This is a genomic window from Defluviimonas salinarum (assembly GCF_026013545.1).
Classification (GTDB): domain Bacteria; phylum Pseudomonadota; class Alphaproteobacteria; order Rhodobacterales; family Rhodobacteraceae; genus Albidovulum; species Albidovulum salinarum.
On the sequence record NZ_JAPDOG010000019.1, the window covers coordinates 16,518 to 38,385 of the forward strand.

Annotated in this window: 22 protein-coding genes and 5 pseudogenes; 8 read left to right on the forward strand and 19 right to left on the reverse strand. The window is 64.2% G+C overall.

The window, feature by feature from the left end:
* Positions 1–124: 124 nt before the first annotated feature.
* The 6 genes and pseudogenes from OM960_RS17890 to OM960_RS17915 all read right to left on the reverse strand — a co-directional run bounded on the left by OM960_RS17890 (position 125) and on the right by OM960_RS17915 (position 2,644).
* Positions 125–789 (reverse strand): annotated as a pseudogene (locus tag OM960_RS17890) (transposase).
* A gap of 123 nt (positions 790–912) precedes the next feature.
* Positions 913–1,122: pseudogene (locus OM960_RS17895) on the reverse strand (IS481 family transposase); the annotation flags it as partial.
* A gap of 36 nt (positions 1,123–1,158) precedes the next feature.
* On the reverse strand, positions 1,159–1,674 hold the full coding sequence (locus tag OM960_RS17900) for a peptide-methionine (S)-S-oxide reductase MsrA (protein ID WP_264772908.1): 516 nt from the start codon (positions 1,672–1,674) through the stop codon (positions 1,159–1,161).
* Positions 1,675–1,698: 24 nt separating this feature from the next.
* Positions 1,699–2,037, reverse strand: a complete 339-nt coding sequence (locus OM960_RS17905) for a GNAT family N-acetyltransferase (protein ID WP_264772909.1) — start codon at positions 2,035–2,037, stop codon at positions 1,699–1,701.
* Between the two features lie 159 nt (positions 2,038–2,196).
* On the reverse strand, positions 2,197–2,352 hold the full coding sequence (locus tag OM960_RS17910) for a hypothetical protein (protein ID WP_264772910.1): 156 nt from the start codon (positions 2,350–2,352) through the stop codon (positions 2,197–2,199).
* A 73-nt stretch (positions 2,353–2,425) separates the two neighbouring features.
* Complete coding sequence (locus OM960_RS17915) at positions 2,426–2,644, reverse strand: hypothetical protein (RefSeq protein WP_263339718.1); 219 nt, start codon at positions 2,642–2,644, stop codon at positions 2,426–2,428.
* Positions 2,645–2,780: 136 nt separating this feature from the next.
* Between OM960_RS17915 and OM960_RS17920 the strand changes: the two genes are divergently transcribed.
* Both OM960_RS17920 and OM960_RS17925 read left to right on the forward strand, forming a co-directional pair.
* Positions 2,781–3,614 carry a GFA family protein gene (locus tag OM960_RS17920; protein ID WP_263339717.1) on the forward strand — a complete coding sequence of 278 codons (834 nt, stop codon included), beginning with the start codon at positions 2,781–2,783 and terminating at the stop codon, positions 3,612–3,614.
* 154 nt (positions 3,615–3,768) lie between these two features.
* The gene (locus tag OM960_RS17925; RefSeq protein ID WP_264772911.1) at positions 3,769–5,295 is read left to right on the forward strand and encodes a winged helix-turn-helix domain-containing tetratricopeptide repeat protein; all 1,527 of its coding nucleotides are present in this window, start codon (positions 3,769–3,771) and stop codon (positions 5,293–5,295) included.
* Between the two features lie 297 nt (positions 5,296–5,592).
* Here OM960_RS17925 and OM960_RS17930 read toward each other — a convergent pair.
* From OM960_RS17930 to OM960_RS17940, 3 genes and pseudogenes are all read right to left on the reverse strand, one after another.
* Positions 5,593–5,774 (reverse strand): annotated as a pseudogene (locus OM960_RS17930) (hypothetical protein); the annotation flags it as partial.
* A 299-nt stretch (positions 5,775–6,073) separates the two neighbouring features.
* A complete protein-coding gene (locus tag OM960_RS17935) occupies positions 6,074–6,730 on the reverse strand; it encodes a winged helix-turn-helix domain-containing protein (protein ID WP_263339712.1) in 657 nt (218 codons plus the stop codon).
* A gap of 62 nt (positions 6,731–6,792) precedes the next feature.
* Positions 6,793–7,209, reverse strand: coding sequence for a hypothetical protein (locus OM960_RS17940; RefSeq protein WP_264772912.1), 417 nt, complete (start codon positions 7,207–7,209; stop codon positions 6,793–6,795).
* A 400-nt stretch (positions 7,210–7,609) separates the two neighbouring features.
* On the opposite strand from OM960_RS17940, the gene OM960_RS17945 reads away from it, so the two are divergent.
* From OM960_RS17945 to OM960_RS17965, 5 genes are all read left to right on the forward strand, one after another.
* Positions 7,610–8,476, forward strand: a complete 867-nt coding sequence (locus OM960_RS17945; RefSeq protein WP_263339708.1) for a LysR family transcriptional regulator — start codon at positions 7,610–7,612, stop codon at positions 8,474–8,476.
* Between the two features lie 188 nt (positions 8,477–8,664).
* The gene (locus tag OM960_RS17950; RefSeq protein WP_263339706.1) at positions 8,665–9,246 is read left to right on the forward strand and encodes an OsmC family protein; all 582 of its coding nucleotides are present in this window, start codon (positions 8,665–8,667) and stop codon (positions 9,244–9,246) included.
* A gap of 68 nt (positions 9,247–9,314) precedes the next feature.
* Entirely contained in the window at positions 9,315–9,479 is a 165-nt protein-coding gene (locus tag OM960_RS17955; RefSeq protein ID WP_263339705.1) for a hypothetical protein, read from the forward strand.
* A 185-nt stretch (positions 9,480–9,664) separates the two neighbouring features.
* Entirely contained in the window at positions 9,665–10,900 is a 1,236-nt protein-coding gene (locus OM960_RS17960) for a flavin-containing monooxygenase (RefSeq protein WP_264772913.1), read from the forward strand.
* 9 nt (positions 10,901–10,909) lie between these two features.
* Positions 10,910–12,067 (forward strand): NAD(P)/FAD-dependent oxidoreductase, encoded by a 1,158-nt coding sequence (locus OM960_RS17965; protein WP_264772914.1) that lies wholly within the window; start codon positions 10,910–10,912, stop codon positions 12,065–12,067.
* A 595-nt stretch (positions 12,068–12,662) separates the two neighbouring features.
* Here the strand turns inward: OM960_RS17965 and OM960_RS17970 are convergent.
* From OM960_RS17970 to OM960_RS17980, 3 genes and pseudogenes are all read right to left on the reverse strand, one after another.
* Positions 12,663–12,836, reverse strand: a pseudogene (locus OM960_RS17970) (ISKra4 family transposase); the annotation flags it as partial.
* 2 nt (positions 12,837–12,838) lie between these two features.
* Positions 12,839–13,234: a tetratricopeptide repeat protein gene (locus OM960_RS17975; RefSeq protein ID WP_263339698.1), complete on the reverse strand. Its 396-nt coding sequence runs from the start codon at positions 13,232–13,234 to the stop codon at positions 12,839–12,841.
* Positions 13,231–13,410, reverse strand: coding sequence for a hypothetical protein (locus OM960_RS17980; protein WP_263339696.1), 180 nt, complete (start codon positions 13,408–13,410; stop codon positions 13,231–13,233). Before OM960_RS17980 ends, OM960_RS17975 begins: the two co-directional genes overlap by 4 nt.
* A 21-nt stretch (positions 13,411–13,431) precedes the next feature.
* On the opposite strand from OM960_RS17980, the pseudogene OM960_RS17985 reads away from it, so the two are divergent.
* Positions 13,432–13,644: pseudogene (locus OM960_RS17985) on the forward strand (transposase); the annotation flags it as partial.
* 241 nt (positions 13,645–13,885) lie between these two features.
* On the opposite strand, the gene OM960_RS17990 reads toward OM960_RS17985, so the two are convergent.
* From OM960_RS17990 to OM960_RS18020, 7 genes are read right to left on the reverse strand one after another with little or no spacing between them, the layout of a single operon-like run.
* Complete coding sequence (locus tag OM960_RS17990; RefSeq protein ID WP_264772915.1) at positions 13,886–14,491, reverse strand: TetR/AcrR family transcriptional regulator; 606 nt, start codon at positions 14,489–14,491, stop codon at positions 13,886–13,888.
* 53 nt (positions 14,492–14,544) lie between these two features.
* The gene (locus OM960_RS17995) at positions 14,545–16,095 is read right to left on the reverse strand and encodes an ABC transporter substrate-binding protein (protein WP_264772916.1); all 1,551 of its coding nucleotides are present in this window, start codon (positions 16,093–16,095) and stop codon (positions 14,545–14,547) included.
* Positions 16,076–17,065 (reverse strand): ABC transporter ATP-binding protein, encoded by a 990-nt coding sequence (locus OM960_RS18000; RefSeq protein ID WP_264772917.1) that lies wholly within the window; start codon positions 17,063–17,065, stop codon positions 16,076–16,078. The genes OM960_RS17995 and OM960_RS18000 overlap by 20 nt, the downstream gene beginning before the upstream one ends.
* Positions 17,062–18,033 (reverse strand): ABC transporter ATP-binding protein, encoded by a 972-nt coding sequence (locus tag OM960_RS18005; protein WP_264772918.1) that lies wholly within the window; start codon positions 18,031–18,033, stop codon positions 17,062–17,064. Before OM960_RS18005 ends, OM960_RS18000 begins: the two co-directional genes overlap by 4 nt.
* Complete coding sequence (locus OM960_RS18010) at positions 18,033–18,863, reverse strand: ABC transporter permease (protein ID WP_264772919.1); 831 nt, start codon at positions 18,861–18,863, stop codon at positions 18,033–18,035. The genes OM960_RS18005 and OM960_RS18010 overlap by 1 nt, the downstream gene beginning before the upstream one ends.
* 7 nt (positions 18,864–18,870) lie before the next feature.
* Positions 18,871–19,821, reverse strand: coding sequence for an ABC transporter permease (locus tag OM960_RS18015; protein ID WP_264772920.1), 951 nt, complete (start codon positions 19,819–19,821; stop codon positions 18,871–18,873).
* Between the two features lie 21 nt (positions 19,822–19,842).
* The gene (locus OM960_RS18020; protein ID WP_264772921.1) at positions 19,843–21,861 is read right to left on the reverse strand and encodes a CocE/NonD family hydrolase; all 2,019 of its coding nucleotides are present in this window, start codon (positions 21,859–21,861) and stop codon (positions 19,843–19,845) included.
* Between the last annotated feature and the right edge of the window lie 7 nt (positions 21,862–21,868).

The window sequence follows — 21,868 nt, forward strand, 5'->3', positions numbered from 1 at the left end:
GCCGGAGCGAAAATGCGCTGATGTGTGGATCGGCATGCAACATTGACCCCCATCTTGGGATGATCGGCATGGCTGTGTTGCGCAAATCAACGGATGGCCGAGCTTCCCCTATCCCTGAACGGACTTATCCTGCGACCTTTGTGACGGGTATGCCGAGAGCGGTGTAGTCATTCAGGACGGCGATGCGGACCTGTAGCCCAGCGACCTGGCGGTCGAAATCCCGCGCCATGAGCCGTTGGCCCAGAAGCTTCAGACAGTGCATCTTCGTTTCGACGCGGCTCCGGCGAGGATTGCCGCTCCATCGTAACCGGCCGGACTGGGCCGCAGTGGCCGCGATGATCTGTGATAGGCTCGCGGCATGGAGATTGACCGAGACCGGATCGACGACGCCGGTTCGCTCGAACCGGTGGCGCTCACCGGCTCGATGTCGATCAGCAGATGGAGCGGGCCCTTGGAGCCGCGGTAGGGGATGTTCACCGGCAAGGTTTTCTGACGCCGGGATAGCGTGCTGAAGTCTGGCACAGCCCAGTCCAGGCCGACCAGGCGCAGCAGGCTCTCGACGAAGCCGGTCGTCGGTCTGAGCGCCATGCCGAACAGCACCTTCATCGTCAGGCAGGTTTGGATGGCGGCGTCGCTGCAGGTCTGCTGTCGGCAGCGCTTGCCGTTCGGCACGGCATCCCAGTTCATCGCGGGGTCGAACCAGATCGTCAGCGACCCACGGCGCTTGAGCGCTTCGTTATAGGCTGGCCAGTTCGAAGTCTTGTAGATCGCGGGTGTCGGTCTGCTCATGCCACCCATCTACCACGCTGGATTCACGAGATGAATCCCTCTCGGGATTTATGCAACACAGCCCAGTTACACCCTCGTCGGCAAGACCCGCTATGGCTGCGCGGTGGCCCGCAACAAGGGCATCGCTTCCTCCTCCTCGCTGAGAACGCTGGAGCGCGGTTCCTTTGGTCCGGTCTTACGATCCTCGACGGTCTCGCGCTTGCGCCATTTCGCGACGATCTTCGGATTGATCCCGAGTTCTCTGCTCAACGCCGCGGTCGGAGCTTGCGATCGCTGTATTGCTGCTCGGATAGCGTGTGTGGTCGTGGCGCAGCCGTGACGATCTTGTCCCATAGTGCTTCCTTCCATTCCAGCGAATGGATCGCACCATCAAACCGTGGGATCAAACACCTGGGAGACCCCACCCGCTTCACTCTGCCGTGGGAAGGGCGCCGGACAACCGACCGGAAAGCGCTGGAGGTAGTCCTGGTCCTTGGGTGGGTTCACTAGGAAACGGCCGGCTTGGGTCACGCGGGTCACCACCTTGCCGGGCCAGTGGCCGGATGCGTCGACGTCGCAGATGGTTTCCTCGGCGATCACCCGCTGCGCCTCGCTCGTATGGAAGATCTCCGAACGGTAGATGGTCTCTACGACGTCTGAGCCGAGGTCGGGCCGGTGGACGATGAAGAAATATTCGAGCAACTCCCGGTAGGACAGGCGATCCGGATCGTAGATGACCTCGACCACCTCCGCGTGACCGCCGTTGGTCATCTCGGTGGGGTTGTCGCCTTCTCCGCCCATCCAGCCCACGCGCGTGGAGATGACCCCGTCACGGTGGCGAAGCAACTGCTGCATGATCCAGGAGCAGCCCCCCGCGAGAACGGCGCGTTCATTGTCTTTGCTCATATCGTGCTCCTCCCTTCGAAATCATCAAAAAGACCAGAGACTTGCGCGGGGGGCGCGTAACCGGGGCTCGCGCTGCATCGGGAACATCGGCGGTGAATCGCCCGATCGGATCTCGCCCAGCACCCGGAAGCCATGACGCTCATAGAACTGCCGGTTGTTGAGGCTGGTTGCCTCCAGATAGACCAGCTGCCGATCGCGATCGCAGGCCGCGAGCCCGTGCCGCGTCAATCTAGATCCGTACCCTCGCCCTTGCAACGCCGGGTCGACCCCGATCAGCGGGATGTACCAGTGCGGCTCCCGCGGATAAAATCCGGCCATCTGTTCGAAAAGAAACAGCAACTCGCCGAGCTTCGGCCCGGACATGTGCTGCTCGAAGAGTGCGCCGATCGACCCGTCGTCGGGAAGAACCCCGGGCGGCAACCATTGTGCAACGCCGAGGTAGTCCCCGATGACGAAGGCGGAGCCATGGTCAAAGGACTTGCCGCCGAACAGCGTGACCAGCGGCAGGAATACCGTCAGGAACTAAAGCGGGTCGGGCCAGGCCCAGCGCGCCGCGGGATCGGCGCTGAAGGCCATTGCCATCGCCGCTTCGAACCGGGCCCGCTCCGCACTCGGAACGGCGCGAATCCGGAGCGCCTGGTCTCGATGCACGGCAGGGGATTTAGACAGATGGTTCATGGCGTCCTCCGGTGCATGTTGACATGGCGTCGAGCGGCGGCACGGCGCGTGGCAAGCCTGCCGGAAGGTCCTGTCACCAGGACGGGTCGCGGCCTTCGAGATCCTCGTCGCTGACGACCGGCGGCCGGAGCCGGTGACCGCTGAACGGCGCCGCATAGACCGAGCTGTAAGCGTCGCTCAGGCCTGCGAAGAGGGTTTCCAGGGCCGCGGCGAAGCCGAGATGCGGGATCCGCAGGTGCGGGATGCTGATGCGGCGGGTGGTGATCGGGGCGGTGGTGATGATGTCGGTCATGGCGTCCTCCTATGAGATTAGAATGACAGGGCGCGGTGCACAGGTCCTTGGCGGCGGGCTGAAGAAACCTGATCGTTCCTGAAGTTCGCATTCGCCAGAGATTCGGCTATCTTCCGATCCGTGGAGGGTACGCGCGATGGACCTGCATTTCGGGCAATACCGACTGAAGCTCGCGGAACGGCAGCTCACTGGTCCGGAAGGACCCGTTGAGCTTTCGGCGCGAGGTTTCGACATCCTCGCCCTGCTGCTTCGCAGACCGGATGATGTGATCCGCAAGGCCGAGATTCTCGAAGCGGTCTGGCCGGGCATTGTGGTCGAGGACAACACGCTCCAGGTGCACATGTCGGCGCTGCGAAAGGCGCTTGGAGCTGGAATGATCATGACTGTGCATGGGCATGGCTACAAGTTCACCGGTCCAAGGCCGGTCGCAATCCCCCCGGAACAGGACGCCTTAGAACCGGCCGACCACGAAAAGCCGCACCCGATGTTCAATTTTGCCGGGAGGACGAAGCCTCCGGTCACCGGCGGCTGTTTTTGTGGAGAAATCCGCTGCCGGATAACGGCGCCCGCGCTCGATACCGTAATCTGCCATTGCCGCATGTGTCAGAGGTTCAGCGGTTCGGCGTTCTCGATAGGGTCCGTATACCCATCCGCGTCCGTCACATTCACCAAGGGGCAGCCCAAGTATTTCAAATCCTCCCCGTTCGCTGAACGCGGTTTCTGCGCCACCTGCGGCTCAAGCTTGGCCTTCAGGCCCTCGTTTCCGCCGGTCACTCCGGAGTGGGATGGATGGATCCTGATTGATACCGGATCTCTCGACAATCCGTTTTCAATCGTCCCGCTCTGGCAACTTGGGATCGAAAGCCAGATGCCCTGGCTCGACCTGCAGGTCGGCAGCAAGCGGGTGCGATGTCAAGACTCGCCGGATGTTGTCGAGGCATGGGCTGCGTTTGGTTTGCCTGTTCCCTAGGTGCCACGTTTTATTGACATGCGCTTTCGATGAGGCTTTGCGTCGGCTCGCGGCCAAGGGCGTGCCCGTCAAAGTTTCCGTTTGCGCCAGACGTTCCCGATGTTCGCTTTCGAACGCGTTTCAGCTATCGTTCGGTCGGGAGGGGACGCGCGCGATGGACCGGCAATTCGGGCCGTACCGATTGAAGCTTGCGGCACGGCAACTCGTCGGGCCGGAAGGACCGGTCGTGCTTTCGGCGCGCGCGTTCGACATCCTCGCCCTGCTGCTCGACACGCCCGACGAGGTCGTTGGCAAGTCCACCCTTCTTGATGCCGTCTGGCCGGGCCTGATGGTCGAGGAAAACACGCTTCAGGTTCATATGTCGGCACTCCGAAAGGCACTCGACGACGGCATGATCGCGACCGTGCACGGAAGGGGTTACAAATACTCGGGGCCAAGACCCGTGGCGGTTGAAGCCACCGACGACCAGTTTCCGAACGGTTCGGCTGAAGGCGGGGCGGCGTCGCAGCCCAAGCCCTCAATCGCGGTCCTGCCCTTCGACAACATGAGCGGCGATCCGGAGCAATCCTATTTCAGCGACGGGATCACCGAAGACATCATCGCGGAGCTTGGCAGGTTCAAGGAATTCCTCGTCATCGCGCGGAACTCCTCCTTCCAGTTCCGTGGGGCGGTGCGCGACGTGACCGACGTGGCGAAAACGCTTGGCGTTCAATATGTCGTTGAGGGCAGCGTGCGAAAGACCGGCAACCGGGTGCGGGTGTCAGTACAGCTGATTGATGCGGCGCGGTCGATCCATGTCTGGGGCGAGCACTACGACCGCGACCTGACCGACATCTTCGCCATCCAGGACGAAATCACCCAGATGATCGCGACTCGCCTAGCCCGGCAGGCCCGAACCGCGATTGCGTCGCGCGCCAGGGCTCGCCCGACCGACAATATGTCTGCCTACGAATGTTACCTGCGGGCGCTGCAACTGTCGGCCAACTATGACTATGACTCGGTCTGCAAGGCCGAACCCGTTCTGCGCCAGGCAATCGAACTCGATCCGAAGTTCGCCGCAGCCTACGCCATGCTCGGCTTTGTCGAAACGCTCAAGTTCTTCTGGAATACGAAGCAGGACGACCTGCAGTCAGGATTGACGATCGCACGAACCGCCCTGCAACTCGACCCGGACGAGGCCTACGGTCACCTCGCCGCGGGCTTTGCTCTCGTGTACCTTCATCGCTTCAGGCAGGCCGAAGCCAGTCTGGACCGCGCCGTGTCATTGAACCCAAACGACCCCTTCATCCTTACCGTCCACGCCGTTCTCCTACATTTCACCTCCAAGGCGGAAATGGCGCTTGAAAGACTAGACGATGCCCAACGTCGCGATCCGTTCGCCGTGGAATGGTACGGGGATTTCCGCGGGATCGCCTTGACGACGGCAGGGAGGTATCGCGAGGCGGTTGCCTGCTACGAGAAATTGGACAACGTAACGCCGTGGTCGCTCGCCTATCTCACTGTCTGCTATGCCGAGCTGGGCGAGACTGCGCTTGCCAAGGGCTCGCTGGCAAAGCTCAGATCGCATTGGCCCGAAGAGAGCATCGATGAAATCATAGATCATGAGATGGATTACTTCGAGGACCCGGCGGTCTGTAGCCTATTCCGCTCGGTTCTAAGGTGCGTCGACAACGGGCAATGAATTTGTCATTGGCCGTAACCTGCGAATGCCGGCAGGTGTCTCTCGCCCCCGATTGTCCCTGGAATCGCAATGGTACGAGCGCATCGCTCCGCTTTCCCTCCCGACGGCCGACGTGTCGAAACGACGGTAAGGCCTGATCTCACAACGATCGATGCTGCCCGGACTGGCCTCTGGCCAGTGCGCCTTACCGAGCGTCAGCTTTGTGGAGAGCACATGCGCCAAGGCGCGTGACACTCCCTACCGGCGGGGACCATTCCGCCGCTACGCCGACCAGCTTTGCGACGGGATTATCAAGTTCGGTTGTCGGCCACGCTTGCCGGTCGGTGGTGGTCGCCATGTCATCTCTGGATCAAACCAGATCGAAAGCGATCCGCGCCGTTTCAACGCGTTCGCGGGTTCACTCGAACCGGTGGCGTGAACCGTTCACTGTAAGACGACCAGTTCGTGGTCTTGTACTTCGTAGGGGCCCAACTTCTTATACCATCCAGCTATTCTACTGGATTCATGCAGTGAATCTCTCAGCCGGTTTTTGCACCAAGGCCTATGCGCGGGATAAAGGGCAGTCATCCTGCCCTTGGCGAGACGCGTTCGATTTGGCCTGACACCTCCTTCCCTGATGTTTGTGGCTGGCTCGCACAGACCGCGCATTACCATCAGTTCGAGACGCAGCACCTACAGGAGACCGAGGCTAGAGGTGGGGCTCAAGCCGAATACCCCATCTAACCCAAACCATGTAAACGCCATGCGCTTCGGTGCATCGCTTCTTGAGATGAGTGGATCACGCGGGATCGTAGACGTACCCGATGCCGCGCACCGTGCGGATGGCCTCGGGTCTCTGCGGGTTGCGCTCGATCTTCTTGCGGATGCGCGAGATACGGATGTCGATCGACCTGTCGAACGGATCCCACGATCTGTCGTGCGCGCCTTCGAGGATCTGATCGCGGTTCAGGACCCGGCCGCGATTCTCGGCGAAGAGCTTGAGCAGCCGATACTCCATCGCCGTCAGCGGCACTTCGTTGCCCTCGGAATCGACCAGCTTCGCGGCCTCGACATTCAGCCAGGTTTTGCCGAAGGGGTAGATCCGCGTATTCGTGGGTGATCTGAGTGGAACGATGTCGGCACCCCCGCTGCCGGTTGTCGGGGCGAGCGCGTCGATCAGCATGTTGACCAGCGACACTTCGGGTACATGCCGGACACCTCCTTGCGAGGCCGTCGCCGGGCGGAAAGGCGACCGGTCACTGGCGGCTTCGCCCGTCAACGCCGTCAGGTGTTCGTTGGCCGAGGCTCGGGCCTTCGAGGTCTGTTCATGCAGCGGCGCCAGCTCGGCGTGCTTGGCAACCAGGCTAATGAGCGCGATGAAGGATTCGACGTCGATCTGAACGGACAGCGCCTGGCCGGCGTTGGGCTGTTCACATGCCACGGAAGCGGCAGCCATGTTGTTTTCCTCTCAATCGTTCGGAAGCGGGGTTATCGCGGCGCTTCCCGCGTTTCCGGTGATCAGACGCGCGGTCCGCGCAGGGTGGTGTCGAACGGAGCGATGTCAGTCCGACCTTGGGCGAGCCCGATATCCCTGAGGATATGGTTGCTCAGATGGGTCATCTCGGTGGCGGCGATCCGCCGGGTCCGGGTTCCGGCGCGAGCCTTCCTCGCGGCCAGGAACCTCGTGACGGCGGCTTGTATCGCGTCGACGCACGTGGCGGCGAATCCGATGCGGCTCTGTCGTGTGGAGGGAAGATCCTCCGTCGCGGAGGCGGCGGCGAGGACGCCGGCTGTTCCGTCCACAGGCCTGACCGATGCCGCGCCCGTCGGCAGGATAGACCGGTTCGCGCGCTCCACCGAAGGCCGGGGCAGGCCAGAATCTAGGTACACGGTATCGCGCCGCGAAAATGCGGTGGTCGCATTTGCGTTAAGCATGACATTTCCTCTTTTCAGGTCACGCATCGAGCGTGACCGCCGGGTGAGAGCGGAGCCGTCCACGGTCAGATCGGGTCCGCATCCAGGATTGGTCGGGGGCGCGGCCGACTAGGATCGGCAGGAGTTCAAATCTCGCGGGCCACCGGAACTATAGGCACCGAAAATCATTCATACTCATGACGTTATAAGCAAAGAAATTACTTAGAGCTGAAAAGCTCTTTCGTGTTATGTATTCGGTCAGATCGTCCTCTGTTGGTTCTGTCGCTTCGCTCCGACCGTAATTTCGGGAGCTCGACTTGTTACACTGTGACTGGCTTCTGATCGGAACGTGGGCAATTTTTTGTTGATCGGCGCGTCAATTTCAAACGAATTGTTCGTATGCATTCGATAAGGAACGCTTATGGACCTGGAGCTCTACCGCACGTTCCTCGCCATCGCCGATTCCGGCGGCTTCACCTCTGCAGCCGAGATTGTCGGTCGAACCCAATCGGCGGTAAGCCAGCAGGTCAAGCGGCTCGAGGACGCATTCGGACAGCCACTTGTCGACCGGACGGCAACGCCGGTCAGCCTCACGGAATATGGAAAGTCGCTGCTGCGTCCGGCGCGAGAGATCGTGGATATGCACGACGAGGCAATGGCCATGTTCCGGCGCACGACCTTCGAGGGGGTCGTCGTCGTTGGGGTGGCGGATGCCTATGTGAACCGGATTCTCAAAGATGTTCTGACGGAGTTCAGGAGCCTCCTGCCGCAGGGCACGATAAGCATCGTGATCGACGGTTCGCTCGATCTTTCCCGGCGGATCGCCAACGGGTCGGTGGATCTGGCCTTCGTGACCGAGGGCAACTGCCCGACGCGCGGACCCGTGGCCTTCACAGACCGGCTTGTGGTGGTCGGGCCTTCCGCGATCAATTTGAGCAAGGTCGATCCGCTGCCGGTCGCTGTCTGGGATGAGCGCAACCAGGACGAACTGCCGCTCGTCGCGGCGCTTGAAGCCATGGGCCGGCACTATCGACCAGTCTGCATGTGCCGCAGCGTCCACGCCCAGCACCAGGCCGTCACCGCCAATCTCTGCGTCGCCGTCCTGGTCGAGGGCAGCATGGTTGAGGGCGAGCGCGCCTATCTGGAGGAGGACGGTTTTCCGGTGATGAAACATCTGAACATCCGGCTAGAGCGGTCCTATGCGAAGCGCTCGCCCGTCATCGACCGGCTGGGGAAACACTATCTCGACTTCTTCGCGCGGCAGAGCGCCGACGCAGCGGGAAAGTAGCAACGCGCTGGCCCGCGGCGACGCGGGCCTGCACCCGTGTGACCTAGGTAGCTTCGGCGCAATCGTCCACACCCGAAACCATTGAAACACGCCACGCAATTCGCCTGAAACATGGCGATCTTAGGTCTTTTGTCCATCGGGCGAAGGGTTCGTCCGCGCAGCCAGTATGCATGACAGGAGACCAGACCATGACAACTGCAACAGTCAACAAGCCCGCCAAGGTCGCGATCAACGGCGTCGACGTACCCACCTTCGTCGCCACGCTCGGAGTCGTCGGCCAATCGCCCGACATCGCGAAGTTCACCTTCCGCGCGAATGGCGAATGGCTCTCGGGGACTCATTCTCGCACCAGCTTCTCGGGCTTCTTCGGCGCGATGTCCGAAATGGAGCACAAGGACACGTACAGCATCGACGGCGATCATCCGCAGGTGCTCTGCGGCGGCGACAATGGCGCGACGCCGGTCGAGATGCTGCTCGCGGGCCTGTCTGCCTGCATCACCGCAGGCATCGGCAATATAGCCTCGATCCGGCAGGTGAAGCTTCACTCGGTCGAGACCTCAATCGAGGGCGACATCAACCTCAACGGCATCCTCGGCCTCGACAAGACCGTGCGGAACGGCTTCTCGGGGGTCCGTGCCACTTTCAAGATCAAGGGGGACGCGTCCGACGAGGTGCTTGAGCAGATCGTGCATCAGTCGGTCGCCCGTTCGGCCGTCTTCGACGTGCTGACGAACGGCGTGCCGGTCACCGTTGCCGCCATCGCGAACTGAAGACGGGTTGGCCAGCACCTGGGGTGCTGGCCTCTCTGATCCGCTCCCCTAATCGGAGAACAGGAACCATGCGTGAGACGCGCCAGATGAGAGGCCACGAGAACGGCTTCGACCACATGGACAGCAAGGAGGCGGTCCGAGCCTTCATCGCCTGGTGGAACGAAAAGAGCGACTTTCCATTCGATGACGGCGTGGACGAAGCCGAGGCCTCGACCCATGGCATGGCCGCCTGAGCTCGGACCAGCCACCTCACGCGGACGCCTGCTGGCTGCCTCCCGCGGGCGTTTCGCCCGCGCTGCAGGAACTTCGCGTCGCCGAAACAAATGAAACCCTTTCCTCCGCGGCGCGCAACTCGCCTGAAACACGCGCGCAGCAAGGAGGGCTGGCAAAACCATGGAAACACGACATGCCACTTCGCGTGGATACGATCATCATGGGTGCAGGGCATGCCGGACTGGCGCTAAGCCATTGCCTGACCGAAAAGCGTATCGACCACGTCGTACTCGAACGCGGCCGCGTTGGTGAACGCTGGTTCTCTGAACGCTGGCCGGGGCTGAGGCTACTGTCGCCGAACTCCATGACCCGACTGCCCGGCCTCGGAAGGCTGTCCGAGCCGGATGGCTTCATGCGGGCGAGCGATTTCGCCGGGTTGCTGGATCGCTACGGGCACGGGTTCGGTGCGCCGGTCCAGACCGGGTGCGAGGTGCTATCGGTCACGCGCGTGGAGGGACACTTTCTCGTCCAAACCACGACAGGCGACTTTTCGACCCGCGCGGTCGTCGTCGCGACCGGCGCCTGCGATCAACCGGCAGTCCCGGCCTGGGCCCACGGGCTGCCAGGCAGCATCCGCCAGATCAGCGCCCGCGACTATACCGGACCTGACACGCTCGATGAGGGCGGCGTTCTGGTCGTCGGTGCGTCCGCCTCGGGCGTCCAGCTTGCGGGGGAGATACACGCGTCCGGCCGGCCGGTCACAATCGCGGTCGGACGTCATGTCCGCGCGCCGCGCCGCTATCGGGGGCGGGACTTCGTAGACTGGCTCGACCGAACCGGTTTCCTCTACGAGCCGCGCGATCCTGCGATCTCGAACAAACGTCTTCAGGGGCTGCCGTCGTTCCAGTTGACCGGCAGCGAGGACGGGAAGGAGGTCGGCCTTGATCGGCTGAGCGCGCAAGGCGTGACCATCGCCGGTCGTGCGCTCGGCGTGTCGTCAGGAAAGGTTCGTTTTGCCGGCTCTCTTCGGGAAACTGTCGACGAAGCAGAGGCGCGGCTGCACCGGCTTTTGTCCATGATCGACCAGTTCATCTCCGAGATGGGCTTCCTCGCCCCGCAAAGTCCGGAGGCCTGGTTGCGGCCAGCGGTCTTGGGCGATGGCCCGTCCCAGACGGACTTGCAGGCCGCCGGTATCAGAACCGTCGTCTGGGCCACCGGTTTCCGCCGGGCCTATCCGTGGTTGCGACTGCCCGTCCTCAGTTCTCAGGGGGAAATCCTGCACGCCGGCGGCGTCACGCCAGAACCGGGCCTCTTCGCGCTCGGTCTGCCGTTCATGCGGCACCGCAGTTCGGCCTTCATCTACGGCGCTGGCCGCGACGCCGAGGCCATAGCAGAGGCCGTCGCGACACATTTGAGCAACTCGAAACGTATTGCAGCATGAGAGGTTACCATGACCCGCGATTTCGGAAACACCGCGTATGATGCCATCATTGTCGGCGCCCGTTGCGCCGGAGCTTCGACAGCCATGCTTCTGGCGCGACGGGGCGCCAAGGTGCTTGTCGTCGATCATGATCAGCCTGGAACCGACACGATGTCGACCCATGCGCTCATGCGCGCGGGCGTGTTCCAGCTGCGCAAATGGGGGCTCCTCCACGCGATCGTCGGCGCGGGAACGCCCGCGGTGCGGCGGACGAGTTTCATCTACGACGGCGAGGCGCTCGACATCGACCTGAAGGACGAGGAAGGGATCGCTGCGCTCTACGCGCCGCGCCGCACGCTGCTGGACGTGACGCTTGCCGAGGCAGCCGCGGTCGCCGGGGCCGAACTGCGATACGGAACCGGATTCACGGGCTTCGTCACCGACGATCAGGGCCGTGTGATCGGTGCGAAGGTCCGGACGCCCTCAGGTATAATCAGGGAGGTGCGCGCGCCTCTCGTGATCGGGGCGGACGGTCGCCGGTCGTCGGTTGCGCGGGCCGCGGGGGCGCAGGTGACGCGGACGGCGCAGAATACCATTTCCTGCCTCTACCAGTATGTGCGCGGCCTGCCCAATCGCGGCTACCGTTGGCATTTCGCGCCCGGCGCCGCAGGCGGGGTGATACCGACGAACGACGGGCTTTCCTGCGTTTTTGTCGGCTTGCCGCCCGAGCTGCAGGCCGAAGTGCGAAAGGCGGGCCCGCGGAACCTGGAAAAGATCGCCAGCCGCTTCGTGCCCGCACTGGCCGACGATCTTGCGGGCGCGGATGCGACAAGCGTTCCCGTCCTCTTCTCCGGCCTTCCCGGTTTCTTCCGCCAATCGGCGGGACCGGGCTGGGCGCTCGTTGGCGATGCCGGCTATTTCCGCGATCCGATCAGCGCGCACGGCATAAGCGACGCTCTCCGCGACGCCGAGATCCTGGCGGATGCGGTCACCGCAGGCACGTTGGTCGACTATCCGGCGCTACGGGATTCGCTGTCGTCAGAGTTCTTCGCACTGACCGACCGGCTGGCGGGACTCGACTGGACGATGGGGGAGGTGCAGAACATCCACCTCGACCTCAACCGATCGATGAAGGCGAACCAGCGCTGGGTTGCAGGGTTCAAACGGGAACTGCCTACGGCGGCGTGACCGGCGCCTCGCAATGGAAACCCGCCTTCGGGCGTGTTTCTTTCTATCCTCCCGCACGGCCTTGTTGCACAGATCGGCTGAGGAATTCACCGCATGGATCCAGTAGGATAGCTGGATGGTATGAGCAGTTGGGCCCCTACGAAGTACAAGACCACGAACTGGTCGGCTTACAGTGAGCGGTTCACGCTACCGGTTCGAGTGAACCCGCGAACGCGTTGAAGCGGCGCGGATCGCCTTCGATCTGGTTTGATCCAGAGATGACATGGCGACCACCACCGACCGGCAAGCGTGGCCGACATCGCCCGCCGACTCCCGAGACGATCGTGACGATGGAAACCAGGCCTATGATGCACTAACAATCAAACTGGATCAGTCAGTGCAGGCTACCCGTGCCCATGCCGTCTTGTTGCCGGCGTTTGACAGCATCCCAAATCTGGTATGATGTCACGAAATCAACTAGCCGTATCCGTCCTTCGAGCCGTCCAAACAGCCCGCCATTTTGATGCCCCGCGCTCAACTCAAATGACGACAGGTCCCGCATGATCGGCAGCGAGGCGGCCTGGCAGATTTTGGTTACGGACCTTATCCCCGGATACTACCGTTGAAATTTCTGGCGGAGAGCTCCGTCGAGTGCTCGGGTGCAGGTTTGCAGCATGAGGTGAGCGCCGCGTATTGGCCAGCGCATCTGCCGACATTTGCCACAGCGCTTGCCGACGACGGTGTTTACGGTGCTTTCGACAAGCCGGTTCAGACGCGTTCCCCATAAACGGCTCAATCGGTTTGGGGACCGACGAAGCCATACGAGTCCAGCGCTTCGAGGATGTCTCGCTCGACGGGTGCGGCGTCGCGGAGAACTCGCTCTACAAGAAAGCGGACCGGAAAATTAGGCCATGTTGCGCTGAGTTCGTCGATCAGGTTAGGCGCCTTTTCGTATTCTCCGAGCCGATGATGTGCGACAGCCTGGAAGAGTAGCGATGGCGGGCTGACCGATGAGCCGGCGGCGACGGCGCCTGAGAAGGCCGTGATCACTGTTCGATCATCGCCGAGCATCAACTGCGAGACACCCCAGATGCTGCGCGCGCCGAATCGGCCGACGCCATGCCGCTCGCGAGTTGGGTCTGACACGTCCGCGGCCAAGTCGGGTGCTCCGGCCAGTATGGCGATCATTCCGGCAAGATCGAGGACATGCCCATCGACTGGTGCCAGGGATACGGCAAGCCGCGCCCGTTCAAGCGCATCCGCGTCGCGACCGGAAATTGCCAGGGCCAGCCCCTTCGCTTGTCCGCCGTCAGCGCCTGTGGGCCATTTTGACGTGATTGCGCAACGGAGGATTTCTGGCTCATCGTAACCGCCAAGGAGTGGAGATGAGACAGAAATCCGGAACACCGAAGCTTCCGGCCGAACAGGTCGTGAAGGACATCCGCCGCGAGACCCGGAAGCACCATTCAGCTGAGGAGAAGATCAGGGTCGTGCTGGAGGGTCTGCGCGGCGAGGAGAGCATCGCCGAGCTCTGCCGGCGCGAGGGGATTGCCCAGAGCCTGTCCTACTCGTGGTCGAAGGAGTTCCTGGAGCCCGGCGCGCAGGATAAAACGCTGCGAGATCAGCACTTGACCAAGGCGATTAGAGAACCCTGGGACACTGCCGCCCGGTTTGTGTGTTGGTGCATGATCGGCCTCTGGTCCATCGGGGCGATGGCTTCGGGGGGGGCGGCGAGCGGTAACCCACTCATGGCCGAGGAACACCGACCACAGGACAGGGGACCGGCAATGCGCGGGTGTTGGCGCCACTCGGCAGCCAGGGTGACCGGGCCTGCCGCGTTCAAAAGTCGCCGAGATGCGGCTCAAGGAACAATCGGCAGGCCGCCTTCGCGTCTTTTGCAGGCATGGACGCGGGTTCGATGCAGTGCTGGATACCGAGCCCATCGACAAGGCAGACGAACGATCGGGCGAGGGCGTTGGCATCCGTGTTGCGCCCCCTGGTCCTGGCGACTTCGCGGATCGCCTCGGCGACGTCTCCGACATAGCGGGCATATTGCACCCGATGCTCGGCGCCGAGATCCGGGTTGAGCGAGATCTGCCCCCAGAGCGTGAGCCAGATGTTGAACGCTTCCCGGTTGAAGACCTCGGGTGCGAAGAAGGCATCAAGCAGGGCCGAAAGCCGCGTCTCGCCCGGTGCTGGGTCCCGGGTGAGCCTGGTGGAGCCGTCGTACATGGTCGCGTAGACCGCCGCCAGCAGCGCGTTCATCGAGCCGAAGTGGTGGCTGATCAGGCCGCGGGACACGCCCGCCTCGGCACAGATCTTGTCAACCGTGAACTCCTGGATGCCGCCACGCGCCATGCAGGCGAGGCCCGCCTCGATCAGCGCGGCGCGGCGCTCCTCGCTGGTCATGCGGACGTATCTCGGTGCTGGCGACTTCTGCTTCATCGGGGATCCTTGGCAGGGGTGGCGCCCATCGCTGGACGCCACCGCACGGGATGTCAGATCTTCGTGAACCTTACCGGATCGGGATGCCCGTCCGAAAGTATGACCGGGCTGAGGTTCGCGTCGTGGATCGCCACCAGGGGTTCGAAGCAGATGAAGACGAAGTCGCCGGATTCCTCCATCAGGTCCTCCATCCGGTTGAACATCGCCCTGCGCTTGTCGGTGTCCTGTTCGATCAGCGACTTCTGGTAGAGCTCCTCGTATTCGGCGCTGTCGAAGAAGGTCCAGTTGTAGACGCCGATCTGGTCCGGGCGGAACCAGACGAGGTTCTCGGTCGGGTCGACGCCGCCTGCAAAGCTCTGCAGCACCAGTTCCAGCGAGAGGTAGTCGTCTCCTGCGGTCTTGTCGCCCAAGGCCCAGTAAGCGGCATCCTCGGTCGGCTGGATGACGATGGTGATCCCTGCCTCGGCAAGGCTTGCCTGAATGATCTGGGCGATCGTCTGAGAGGTCGAGTCGGTCTGCGTCACGAGGTTCAGCGTCAGCCCCTCCGCGCCGGCCTCGGCCAGAAGCGCCTTGGCCTTCTCGACATCGCGCGTGTCGATGATGTTCTTTTCGCGCGCGAAGGCGGTGCCGGGCTGGACCACCCCGGCCGAGCGTCCGACAAGCCCGTCATAGGCGCCCTGAAGCACCGCGTCGCTGTCATAGGCGTACTGGATCGCCTGCCTCACGCGGATGTCCTTCAGGGGTTCGGCGTTCTGGTTGATGGTCAGCCAGACGTACCGCGTCGATTCCGCCTCGATCAGCGCCGCGCCTTCGGGCATCGCCTCCTTCAGCTGCTTGACCGCGGCGGGCGCGAGCCGGGTGTAGTCGAAGGCATCGGCCTCGTAGGCAAGCTGAGCCGCCTGGTCATCGGTGACGATGTAGATTTCGACCGTCGAGAAGTCAGGTTTCTCTCCGGCCCAGGCCGGGTTCGGCACCAATGTTACCTTTTGCTGCTGCTCCCAGCTGTCCAACAGGTACGGTCCGCACTGTGCCGGGATCTCCGTCGTGTACTGGCCGCCCACGGCTTCGACCGCTGCCTTGCAGACGATATGACCGCCGTAATAGGGCATGGCGATGACGATGAAGGGCGCAAACGCCTCGGTCAGGTGGATGACGCCGTTCCGGTCGTCGATGACCTCGACCTCCTTCAGCTTCTCGAACTGATAGGCCCAGGCGCTGTCGGACCCGGCGATTCGCTCATAGGAGAACTTGACGTCATGGGCAGTCACGGGCCCGTGGTCGCCAGTCCAGACCAGCCCCTCCCGCAGCGTGAAGGCGAGCCGCGTGCCGTCGAGCCATTCGAGCTTTTCCGCGGCGTAGAGTTCCCACTGGTTGCCCGCGCGCATGTCGCCCATCCGCACAAGCGATACCTGCGTGCAGCGCGGGATGATCTCGTCCAGTTCACCGATGATGCCCCACGGGTCGAGTACCTGGAAATCGGAGGTCACGCGGATGCGGAGCGTGTCGCCCTCGGCCGCCCAGGCGAAATGCGGCGAGGCGGCGGCGGCGACCAGGCCGGCACCGGCAAGCTTCAGGAATTTCCGTCTATCTGTGTTCCAGTTCATGTCTTCCTCCCTCTGTCATCGTTTCGGCAAAATGGCAGCGCGCAGAGCGGCCCCGGCCGATGTCGCCGAGCGCGGGCGGCTCGACGCGGCAGATCTCCCGGGCGAGCGGGCAGCGGGTGTGGAACTCGCAGCCCGCCGGGCGGCGCAGTATGCTCGGGATCTCGCCCCGGATCGCCAGATCGGCACGGCGCTTGCGGGGATCAGGCTTCGGCTCAGCCGCGATCAGGCTTCGCGTGTAGGGGTGGCGCGGATCGGCGAAGATCGCGCGGGTCGGCCCCGTCTCGACCAGGCGCCCGAGATAGAGGACGGCGATACGGTCGGCGACATGGCGGACGAGCGCGAGGTTGTGGGTGATGATCAGATAACTCAGCCCGTGCCGTTCCTTGAGGTCGGCCATGAGGTTGAGGATATCCGCCTGCACCGAGACATCGAGCCCCGCTGTGGGCTCATCCGCGATCACCAGCGCCGGCTTCAGCGCCAGCGCGCGGGCCACGCCCACCCGCCGCGCCTGACCGCCGGACAGTTCGTGCGGATACCGCGCGGCCATCTCTGGCGGCAGGCCGACTTCGGCCAGAAGCTCCGCGGCCTTGTCGTGGCGGTTCCTCACCGCGATACGGTGGATCGCGAAGGGCTCGGTCACCGCCTCGCCCACGGTCATGCGCGGTGAAAGCGAGGCCGTCGCGTCCTGGAACATCAGCGCCGCCCTTCGCCGTATGGCGCGGAAATCGGCGGGCCGGGTCAGTTCGGCCCCGTCGAACCAGAGCCTCCCGCCGCTCACCGGCTGTAACCCCAGGACCGCGCGGGCAAGCGTCGTCTTGCCCGATCCGCTTTCGCCGACCAGGCCCAGCGTCTCGCCCGGCATGAGGTCGAGCGACACGCCCGAAAGGATGTTGAGCGGCGCCGCGTCTGCGAACCAGCCGCCTCGCCCCAGGTCCACGTCAAGGTCGCGGATCGACAGCAGCACCGTCATGGCGCCACCTCATGGCACAGCGCGTTGCGGTCCGGACCGAGCCCTACGCGTGGCGGCGGTGCCGCCCGGCAGCGGTCCGTCGCGATCCCGCAGCGGTCGGCGAAGCTGCAACCGGTGGGCGGGCTGGACAGATCCGGCAGCCGCCCGCCGATCGCGGGAAGCCGGCCCGTCGCCGCCTCGATCCGTGCCGGGTCGCAGGCGAGGAGCGCGCGGGTATAGGGGTGGCGGGGATCGTGAAAGAGGGCGTCGACCGGTGCTTCCTCGACGACCTCGCCGGCATACATCACCGCCACCCGGTCGCATAGCTCCGCGATCACGCCAAGATGATGGGTGACGATGACGATGGCGCAGCGATAGTCGGCCTGCAACTGGCGCAGCAGATGAACGATCTGCGCTTCCATCGTGACGTCGAGCGCGGTCGTCGGCTCGTCCGCGATCAGCACCGACGGCCGCATCAGAAGCGCCGCCGCGATGGCCGCCCGCTGTCGCATTCCGCCCGAGAGTTCATGGGGAAACCGGCCCATCGCATGGTCGGGGTCGGAAAGCCCCACCCGCGCCAGCATGTCGCGCGCGCGGCGCCATTTCTCGCGGCCCGCCAAGCCGTCGAGGTTGAACTGGAAGTCGACAAGCTGCGCGCCGACGGTCAGGACCGGGCTGAATGCGGTCATCGGGTCCTGGAAGACCATCGCGATCTCGCGGCCGCGAAGCCGTCTCCGGTCCACCGGTGACAGGGCGAGGATGTCGCGCCCGTTCAGGCGAACGACCCCGGATGTCACTTCCGCATTCGTTCCCACAAGGTCGATCATCGCCGCCGCAAGCGTCGACTTGCCGCAGCCGCTTTCGCCGGCAATCCCCAGAACCTCGCCCTGCCGGACAGCGATACTCACGTTCCTCAGGGCCGCAATGGCGCCGCCCGGCACCCGGTAGCGAAGCGACAGGTTCTCGACCGAGAGGACCGGTTCGCTCATCATTGCTCACCCCGCTTGAGCTTGGGGTCGAGCGCGTCGCGCAGACCCTCGCCGAGGAAGGTGAAGCCGAGCGCGGAAAGCACCAGCGGCAGGCCTGCGATCAGGACCATGTAGGGCGCCGAGCGGATCGAGGTGTAGCCGTCGTAGAGGATGTTGCCCCAGGACGGCGTCGGCGGCCGCACGCCGAGGTTGAGGTAGGACAGCCCCGCCTCAAGCATGATGACCACGGGCACGTCCATCGACAGGAGGATGACGAGCGGGCCGATGACATTCGGCAGGAGGTGGCGGAACAGGATGCGCGCCGAAGATGCCCCCATCGCGCGTTCGGCCACGATGAAGTCCGCCCCCACGAGGCTCAGCGTCTGCGCCCGTATGAGCCGCGCATAGGCCGGGATCGAGACGAGGACGACGACGAGGATCAGCGTCCCGGTACCGGGGCCGACGATGGTGATGACGGCGAGCGCGAACATGATCATCGGCAGCGACGACATCGAGTCGAACATCAGGACCAGCACGGCGTCGAGCCAACGCGGCCCGAAGCCCGCGATCATGCCGAGGATCAGCCCGCCGAGCCCGGCGAGCCCGACCGAGGTCAGCGCGATCGACAAGGCCGTTCGCGCCCCGAAGATGATCCGCGACAGGAGGTCCCGGCCGAGTTGATCGGTGCCCGCGAGATGCGCGAGCGACGGCGGCTGGAACTTCTCGACCACGTTCAGCCTGATGGGGTCGGCGGGCGCGACCCAGGGCGCGAACAGCGCCATCGCGACGAAGAGCAGGACAAGGCCAAGACCGAGTGCCCCCATAGGGTCGGCAAGAAGGGCGCGAAGCACCCGGAATCTACTGCCGGAAGACATCGCGCACCCTCGGATCGAGCCGCGCGATCAGGAGATCGGCGGCGGTGACGATGAAGAGGTAGAAGGCGGTCATGAAGAGGACCGTACCCATGACGACGGGATAGTTCCGCTTCTGTACCGCGCCGGTGATGAGCGTCCCGATTCCGGGCCGGCCAAAGACCGTTTCGACGAAGACCGCGCTCGACAGGATCGAGCCGAGACCGACGGCGAGAAGCGCGATCGTCGGGATGATCGCGACACGCAGCGCATAGCGGAAGACGACCTTGCGTTCGGGCAGCCCGAAGGCGCGGGCGGTGCGGATGTAGTTCTCGCCCATCACCTCGAGGAGCGAGGCGCGCACGAGCCGTGCGAGGTAGCCGACCCAGCCGATGCCGAGCGCGAAGGCCGGCAGGACCAGCGCGCGCAGCTGGCTGCCGATATCACCCGGCGTGCCCGCGCCGATCGCGGGCAGCCAGCGCAGCCAGACGGCAAAGATCAGGATCGCGTAGATCGCGACGACGAAAGCGGGGACCGAGATCAGCCCCACCGACAGGATGCCGAGAAGCCGGTCGGTCACAGTGCCGCGCCAGACGACTGCTGCGCAGCCAAGCGCGATGCCGAGCACCACTGCCCAGCCGAGTGCGGTGACACCGAGAACGAGCGTGTTGGGGAAGAATTCGAGGATCTGGTCGAGGACCGGGCGCTTCGACCAGACGTCATAGCCGAGATCGCCGGTCGCGGCGTTGTGGAAGAAGTGCCAGACCTGCATCAGCACCGGCTCATCGAGCCCCATCCGTTCGCGCAGCAGTGCCTTCAGCTCCGGCGTCGCCCGCGGCCCGAGGGCAAGGGCCGCCGGATCGCCCGGCACGAGGAACACCATCGCGTACATCGCCAGCATCACCGTGAACAGGATCACGATAGCGAGGGCGACGCGCTTGACGGCGTATCTCAGCATGTCCCGGCTTGTTGCCCCCTCTTACACATGGTCGCGCGGGATCCTCTCGTCCCATTGGCGCTCGAAAAGTGTCGCGCCGTTTTCGGTGATCCGAAGCGAGGTCTCGACCCGGAAATGGGTGGCATCGCAGGTGAGCCGGCCCGTCGAGTGATGACCAAAGGCGCCATCCTTGCGCTGGATGACAACGTTGGCCCCGGTCTCGCAACTGGCCGAGAGCGGATCGCCGTCGGCGATGCGGTAACGGGCGAAAGCGTCGGAGGTGACGGTCTGGCCGATATCCGGCATCTCGCGCGCGTAGGTCCATCGCGGAAAGTCGACGACCATCTCTCCGCTAAGGAGATCGCGGGTGACGGATCGGCGGGCGGCGGACCCGGCATTTAGGTCGACAGAGGGCGTCGGCGCGGCCATCTCGGGCTGGGCGAAGGATCGCAAGGCGGCATCGGCGGGATCGGTTGGGCGGACGGGCAGATCAAGCCAGGTCTCTCCGGTCCGAACGGTCAGCGTGGCCAGTTCGGGCGACGGCCAGCAGATCGGCCAGTAGGTTGTCGAAAGCGAAACCGCGATCCGGTGACCCTCCGGGAAGGCATGGGCGATGTCGTCAAGGTTGATGACCGCATCGTAGATCCGCCCGGGCTCCAGAGCCGCAGCGTGCTCGTGGCTGTCGCGATGGGTCAGGTTCAGGCAGCCGAGCGTCACACGGGTGGACCGACCGTCAGGCCAGACGTCGTTCAACCGAACCGCGACCAGCGCCATCGGCTTGTCGCAGGAGAACCGCAGGTGAAGCTGTGGCGCGCCGAGGATCTCGGTGCGCTCGGGCAGCGGCTCGGTCGCGAAGACGAGCGAGCCGCCATCGTCCTCGCGCTGGTCGGTCGGCCACTCGGCGTCCTCGCCGTATCGCCCGACCTCTCCGGCAGCGAGCCCGACCCAGAGCGGCGAGCAGACCGGCATTTCGTCCACCCCCTCGGCGGTGGCCGCGAGCCGACCGTCCGGGTTGAGGTGCAGCGTCTGGTGCATGATACGCGGCGAGGGCCATTCCGCCTCGGCAACCCAGCGGCCGGGGCGTTCGAGATAGCAGGTCGAGGGCGGCACGCTCTCCTGCATCCAGACCCGGTACATGGGGTCGTCCACCATCCCGCCCGGCGCGCCCTTCATCCAGTGATCGCACCAGCGCCGGACTTCCTGCAGCCAGCCGATGGCGGGCTCGACCGTGACATCATGCGGGAAGGAATGTGCCCAGGGGCCGATCAACCCGCGCCGGGGTCCGGACAGGCCGGCGAGGAGCCGGGGCACGCTTTCGGAGTAGTTGTCGGCCCAGCCCGAGACGGCAAGAACCGGGATGGTGATCGCCGAGAAATCCTCGCAGACCGAGCCGTGCTGCCAGTAGGCGTCGCGGCGCTGATGCGACAGCCAGTGCAGGATCCACGGCGAGTTGGCCCTCATCCGTGCTTGCCACATGTCGCGCCAGGCGGGGCCCACGATCTCAGGGTCCGGCGGCAGGTCGTTATGGGCCAGCATCGTCGCGGACCAGTCGAAATTGTCCTTGCTGAGGCAGCCGCCGACATAGTGGACGTCCGTCGCGTAACGGTCGTCGGTCGAGCCCACGGTGATGATCGTCTTCAGGGCGGGCGGGCGCCGCGCCGCGATCTGGAGGCCGTTGAAGCCGCCCCAGGAGATGCCGTACATCGCGACCTGGCCGTCGCACCAATCCTGCCCGGCAATCCAGCCGATGGCGTCGCAGCCATCGAGGATCTCGCATTCGGTGTACTCGTCCTCGATCAGCCCCTCGCTATCCCCGGTGCCGCGAATGTCCAGCCTGAGGCAGGCATAGCCGTGACCGGCAAGCCAGGCGTGCATCTTCTGGTCGCGGCCGCGCGTTCCCTCGCGCTTGCGGTAGGGCAGGTATTCGAGGATCGCGGGCACCGGCCCCACGCCCTTCGGCCGCCAGAGCTTCGCAGCAAGGCGCGTGCCGTCGGGCATCGGCACGAAGATGTTCTCGACGATCTCGACCTCGTGGGGAAATGTGTGTCGGATCGTCGTCATGGTTCCC

Excerpts from the sequence above, each read along its gene's own strand:
- OM960_RS17980 (WP_263339696.1), bottom strand. The coding sequence starts at position 13,410 with ATGAGCCAGAAATCCTCCGTTGCGCAATCACGTCAAAATGGCCCACAG.
- OM960_RS17925 (WP_264772911.1), top strand. The coding sequence starts at position 3,769 with ATGGACCGGCAATTCGGGCCGTACCGATTGAAGCTTGCGGCACGGCAA.
- OM960_RS17950 (WP_263339706.1), top strand. The coding sequence starts at position 8,665 with ATGACAACTGCAACAGTCAACAAGCCCGCCAAGGTCGCGATCAACGGC.
- OM960_RS17910 (WP_264772910.1), bottom strand. The coding sequence starts at position 2,352 with ATGAACCATCTGTCTAAATCCCCTGCCGTGCATCGAGACCAGGCGCTC.
- OM960_RS17935 (WP_263339712.1), bottom strand. The coding sequence starts at position 6,730 with ATGGCTGCCGCTTCCGTGGCATGTGAACAGCCCAACGCCGGCCAGGCG.
- OM960_RS17965 (WP_264772914.1), top strand. The coding sequence starts at position 10,910 with ATGACCCGCGATTTCGGAAACACCGCGTATGATGCCATCATTGTCGGC.
- OM960_RS17905 (WP_264772909.1), bottom strand. The coding sequence starts at position 2,037 with ATGTCCGGGCCGAAGCTCGGCGAGTTGCTGTTTCTTTTCGAACAGATG.
- OM960_RS18005 (WP_264772918.1), bottom strand. The coding sequence starts at position 18,033 with ATGAGCGAACCGGTCCTCTCGGTCGAGAACCTGTCGCTTCGCTACCGG.
- OM960_RS17915 (WP_263339718.1), bottom strand. The coding sequence starts at position 2,644 with ATGACCGACATCATCACCACCGCCCCGATCACCACCCGCCGCATCAGC.
- OM960_RS17995 (WP_264772916.1), bottom strand. The coding sequence starts at position 16,095 with ATGAACTGGAACACAGATAGACGGAAATTCCTGAAGCTTGCCGGTGCC.
- OM960_RS17955 (WP_263339705.1), top strand. The coding sequence starts at position 9,315 with ATGCGTGAGACGCGCCAGATGAGAGGCCACGAGAACGGCTTCGACCAC.
- OM960_RS18020 (WP_264772921.1), bottom strand. The coding sequence starts at position 21,861 with ATGACGACGATCCGACACACATTTCCCCACGAGGTCGAGATCGTCGAG.
- OM960_RS17940 (WP_264772912.1), bottom strand. The coding sequence starts at position 7,209 with ATGCTTAACGCAAATGCGACCACCGCATTTTCGCGGCGCGATACCGTG.
- OM960_RS17990 (WP_264772915.1), bottom strand. The coding sequence starts at position 14,491 with ATGAAGCAGAAGTCGCCAGCACCGAGATACGTCCGCATGACCAGCGAG.
- OM960_RS17975 (WP_263339698.1), bottom strand. The coding sequence starts at position 13,234 with ATGATCGCCATACTGGCCGGAGCACCCGACTTGGCCGCGGACGTGTCA.
- OM960_RS18000 (WP_264772917.1), bottom strand. The coding sequence starts at position 17,065 with ATGACGGTGCTGCTGTCGATCCGCGACCTTGACGTGGACCTGGGGCGA.
- OM960_RS17920 (WP_263339717.1), top strand. The coding sequence starts at position 2,781 with ATGGACCTGCATTTCGGGCAATACCGACTGAAGCTCGCGGAACGGCAG.
- OM960_RS17945 (WP_263339708.1), top strand. The coding sequence starts at position 7,610 with ATGGACCTGGAGCTCTACCGCACGTTCCTCGCCATCGCCGATTCCGGC.
- OM960_RS17900 (WP_264772908.1), bottom strand. The coding sequence starts at position 1,674 with ATGAGCAAAGACAATGAACGCGCCGTTCTCGCGGGGGGCTGCTCCTGG.
- OM960_RS18015 (WP_264772920.1), bottom strand. The coding sequence starts at position 19,821 with ATGCTGAGATACGCCGTCAAGCGCGTCGCCCTCGCTATCGTGATCCTG.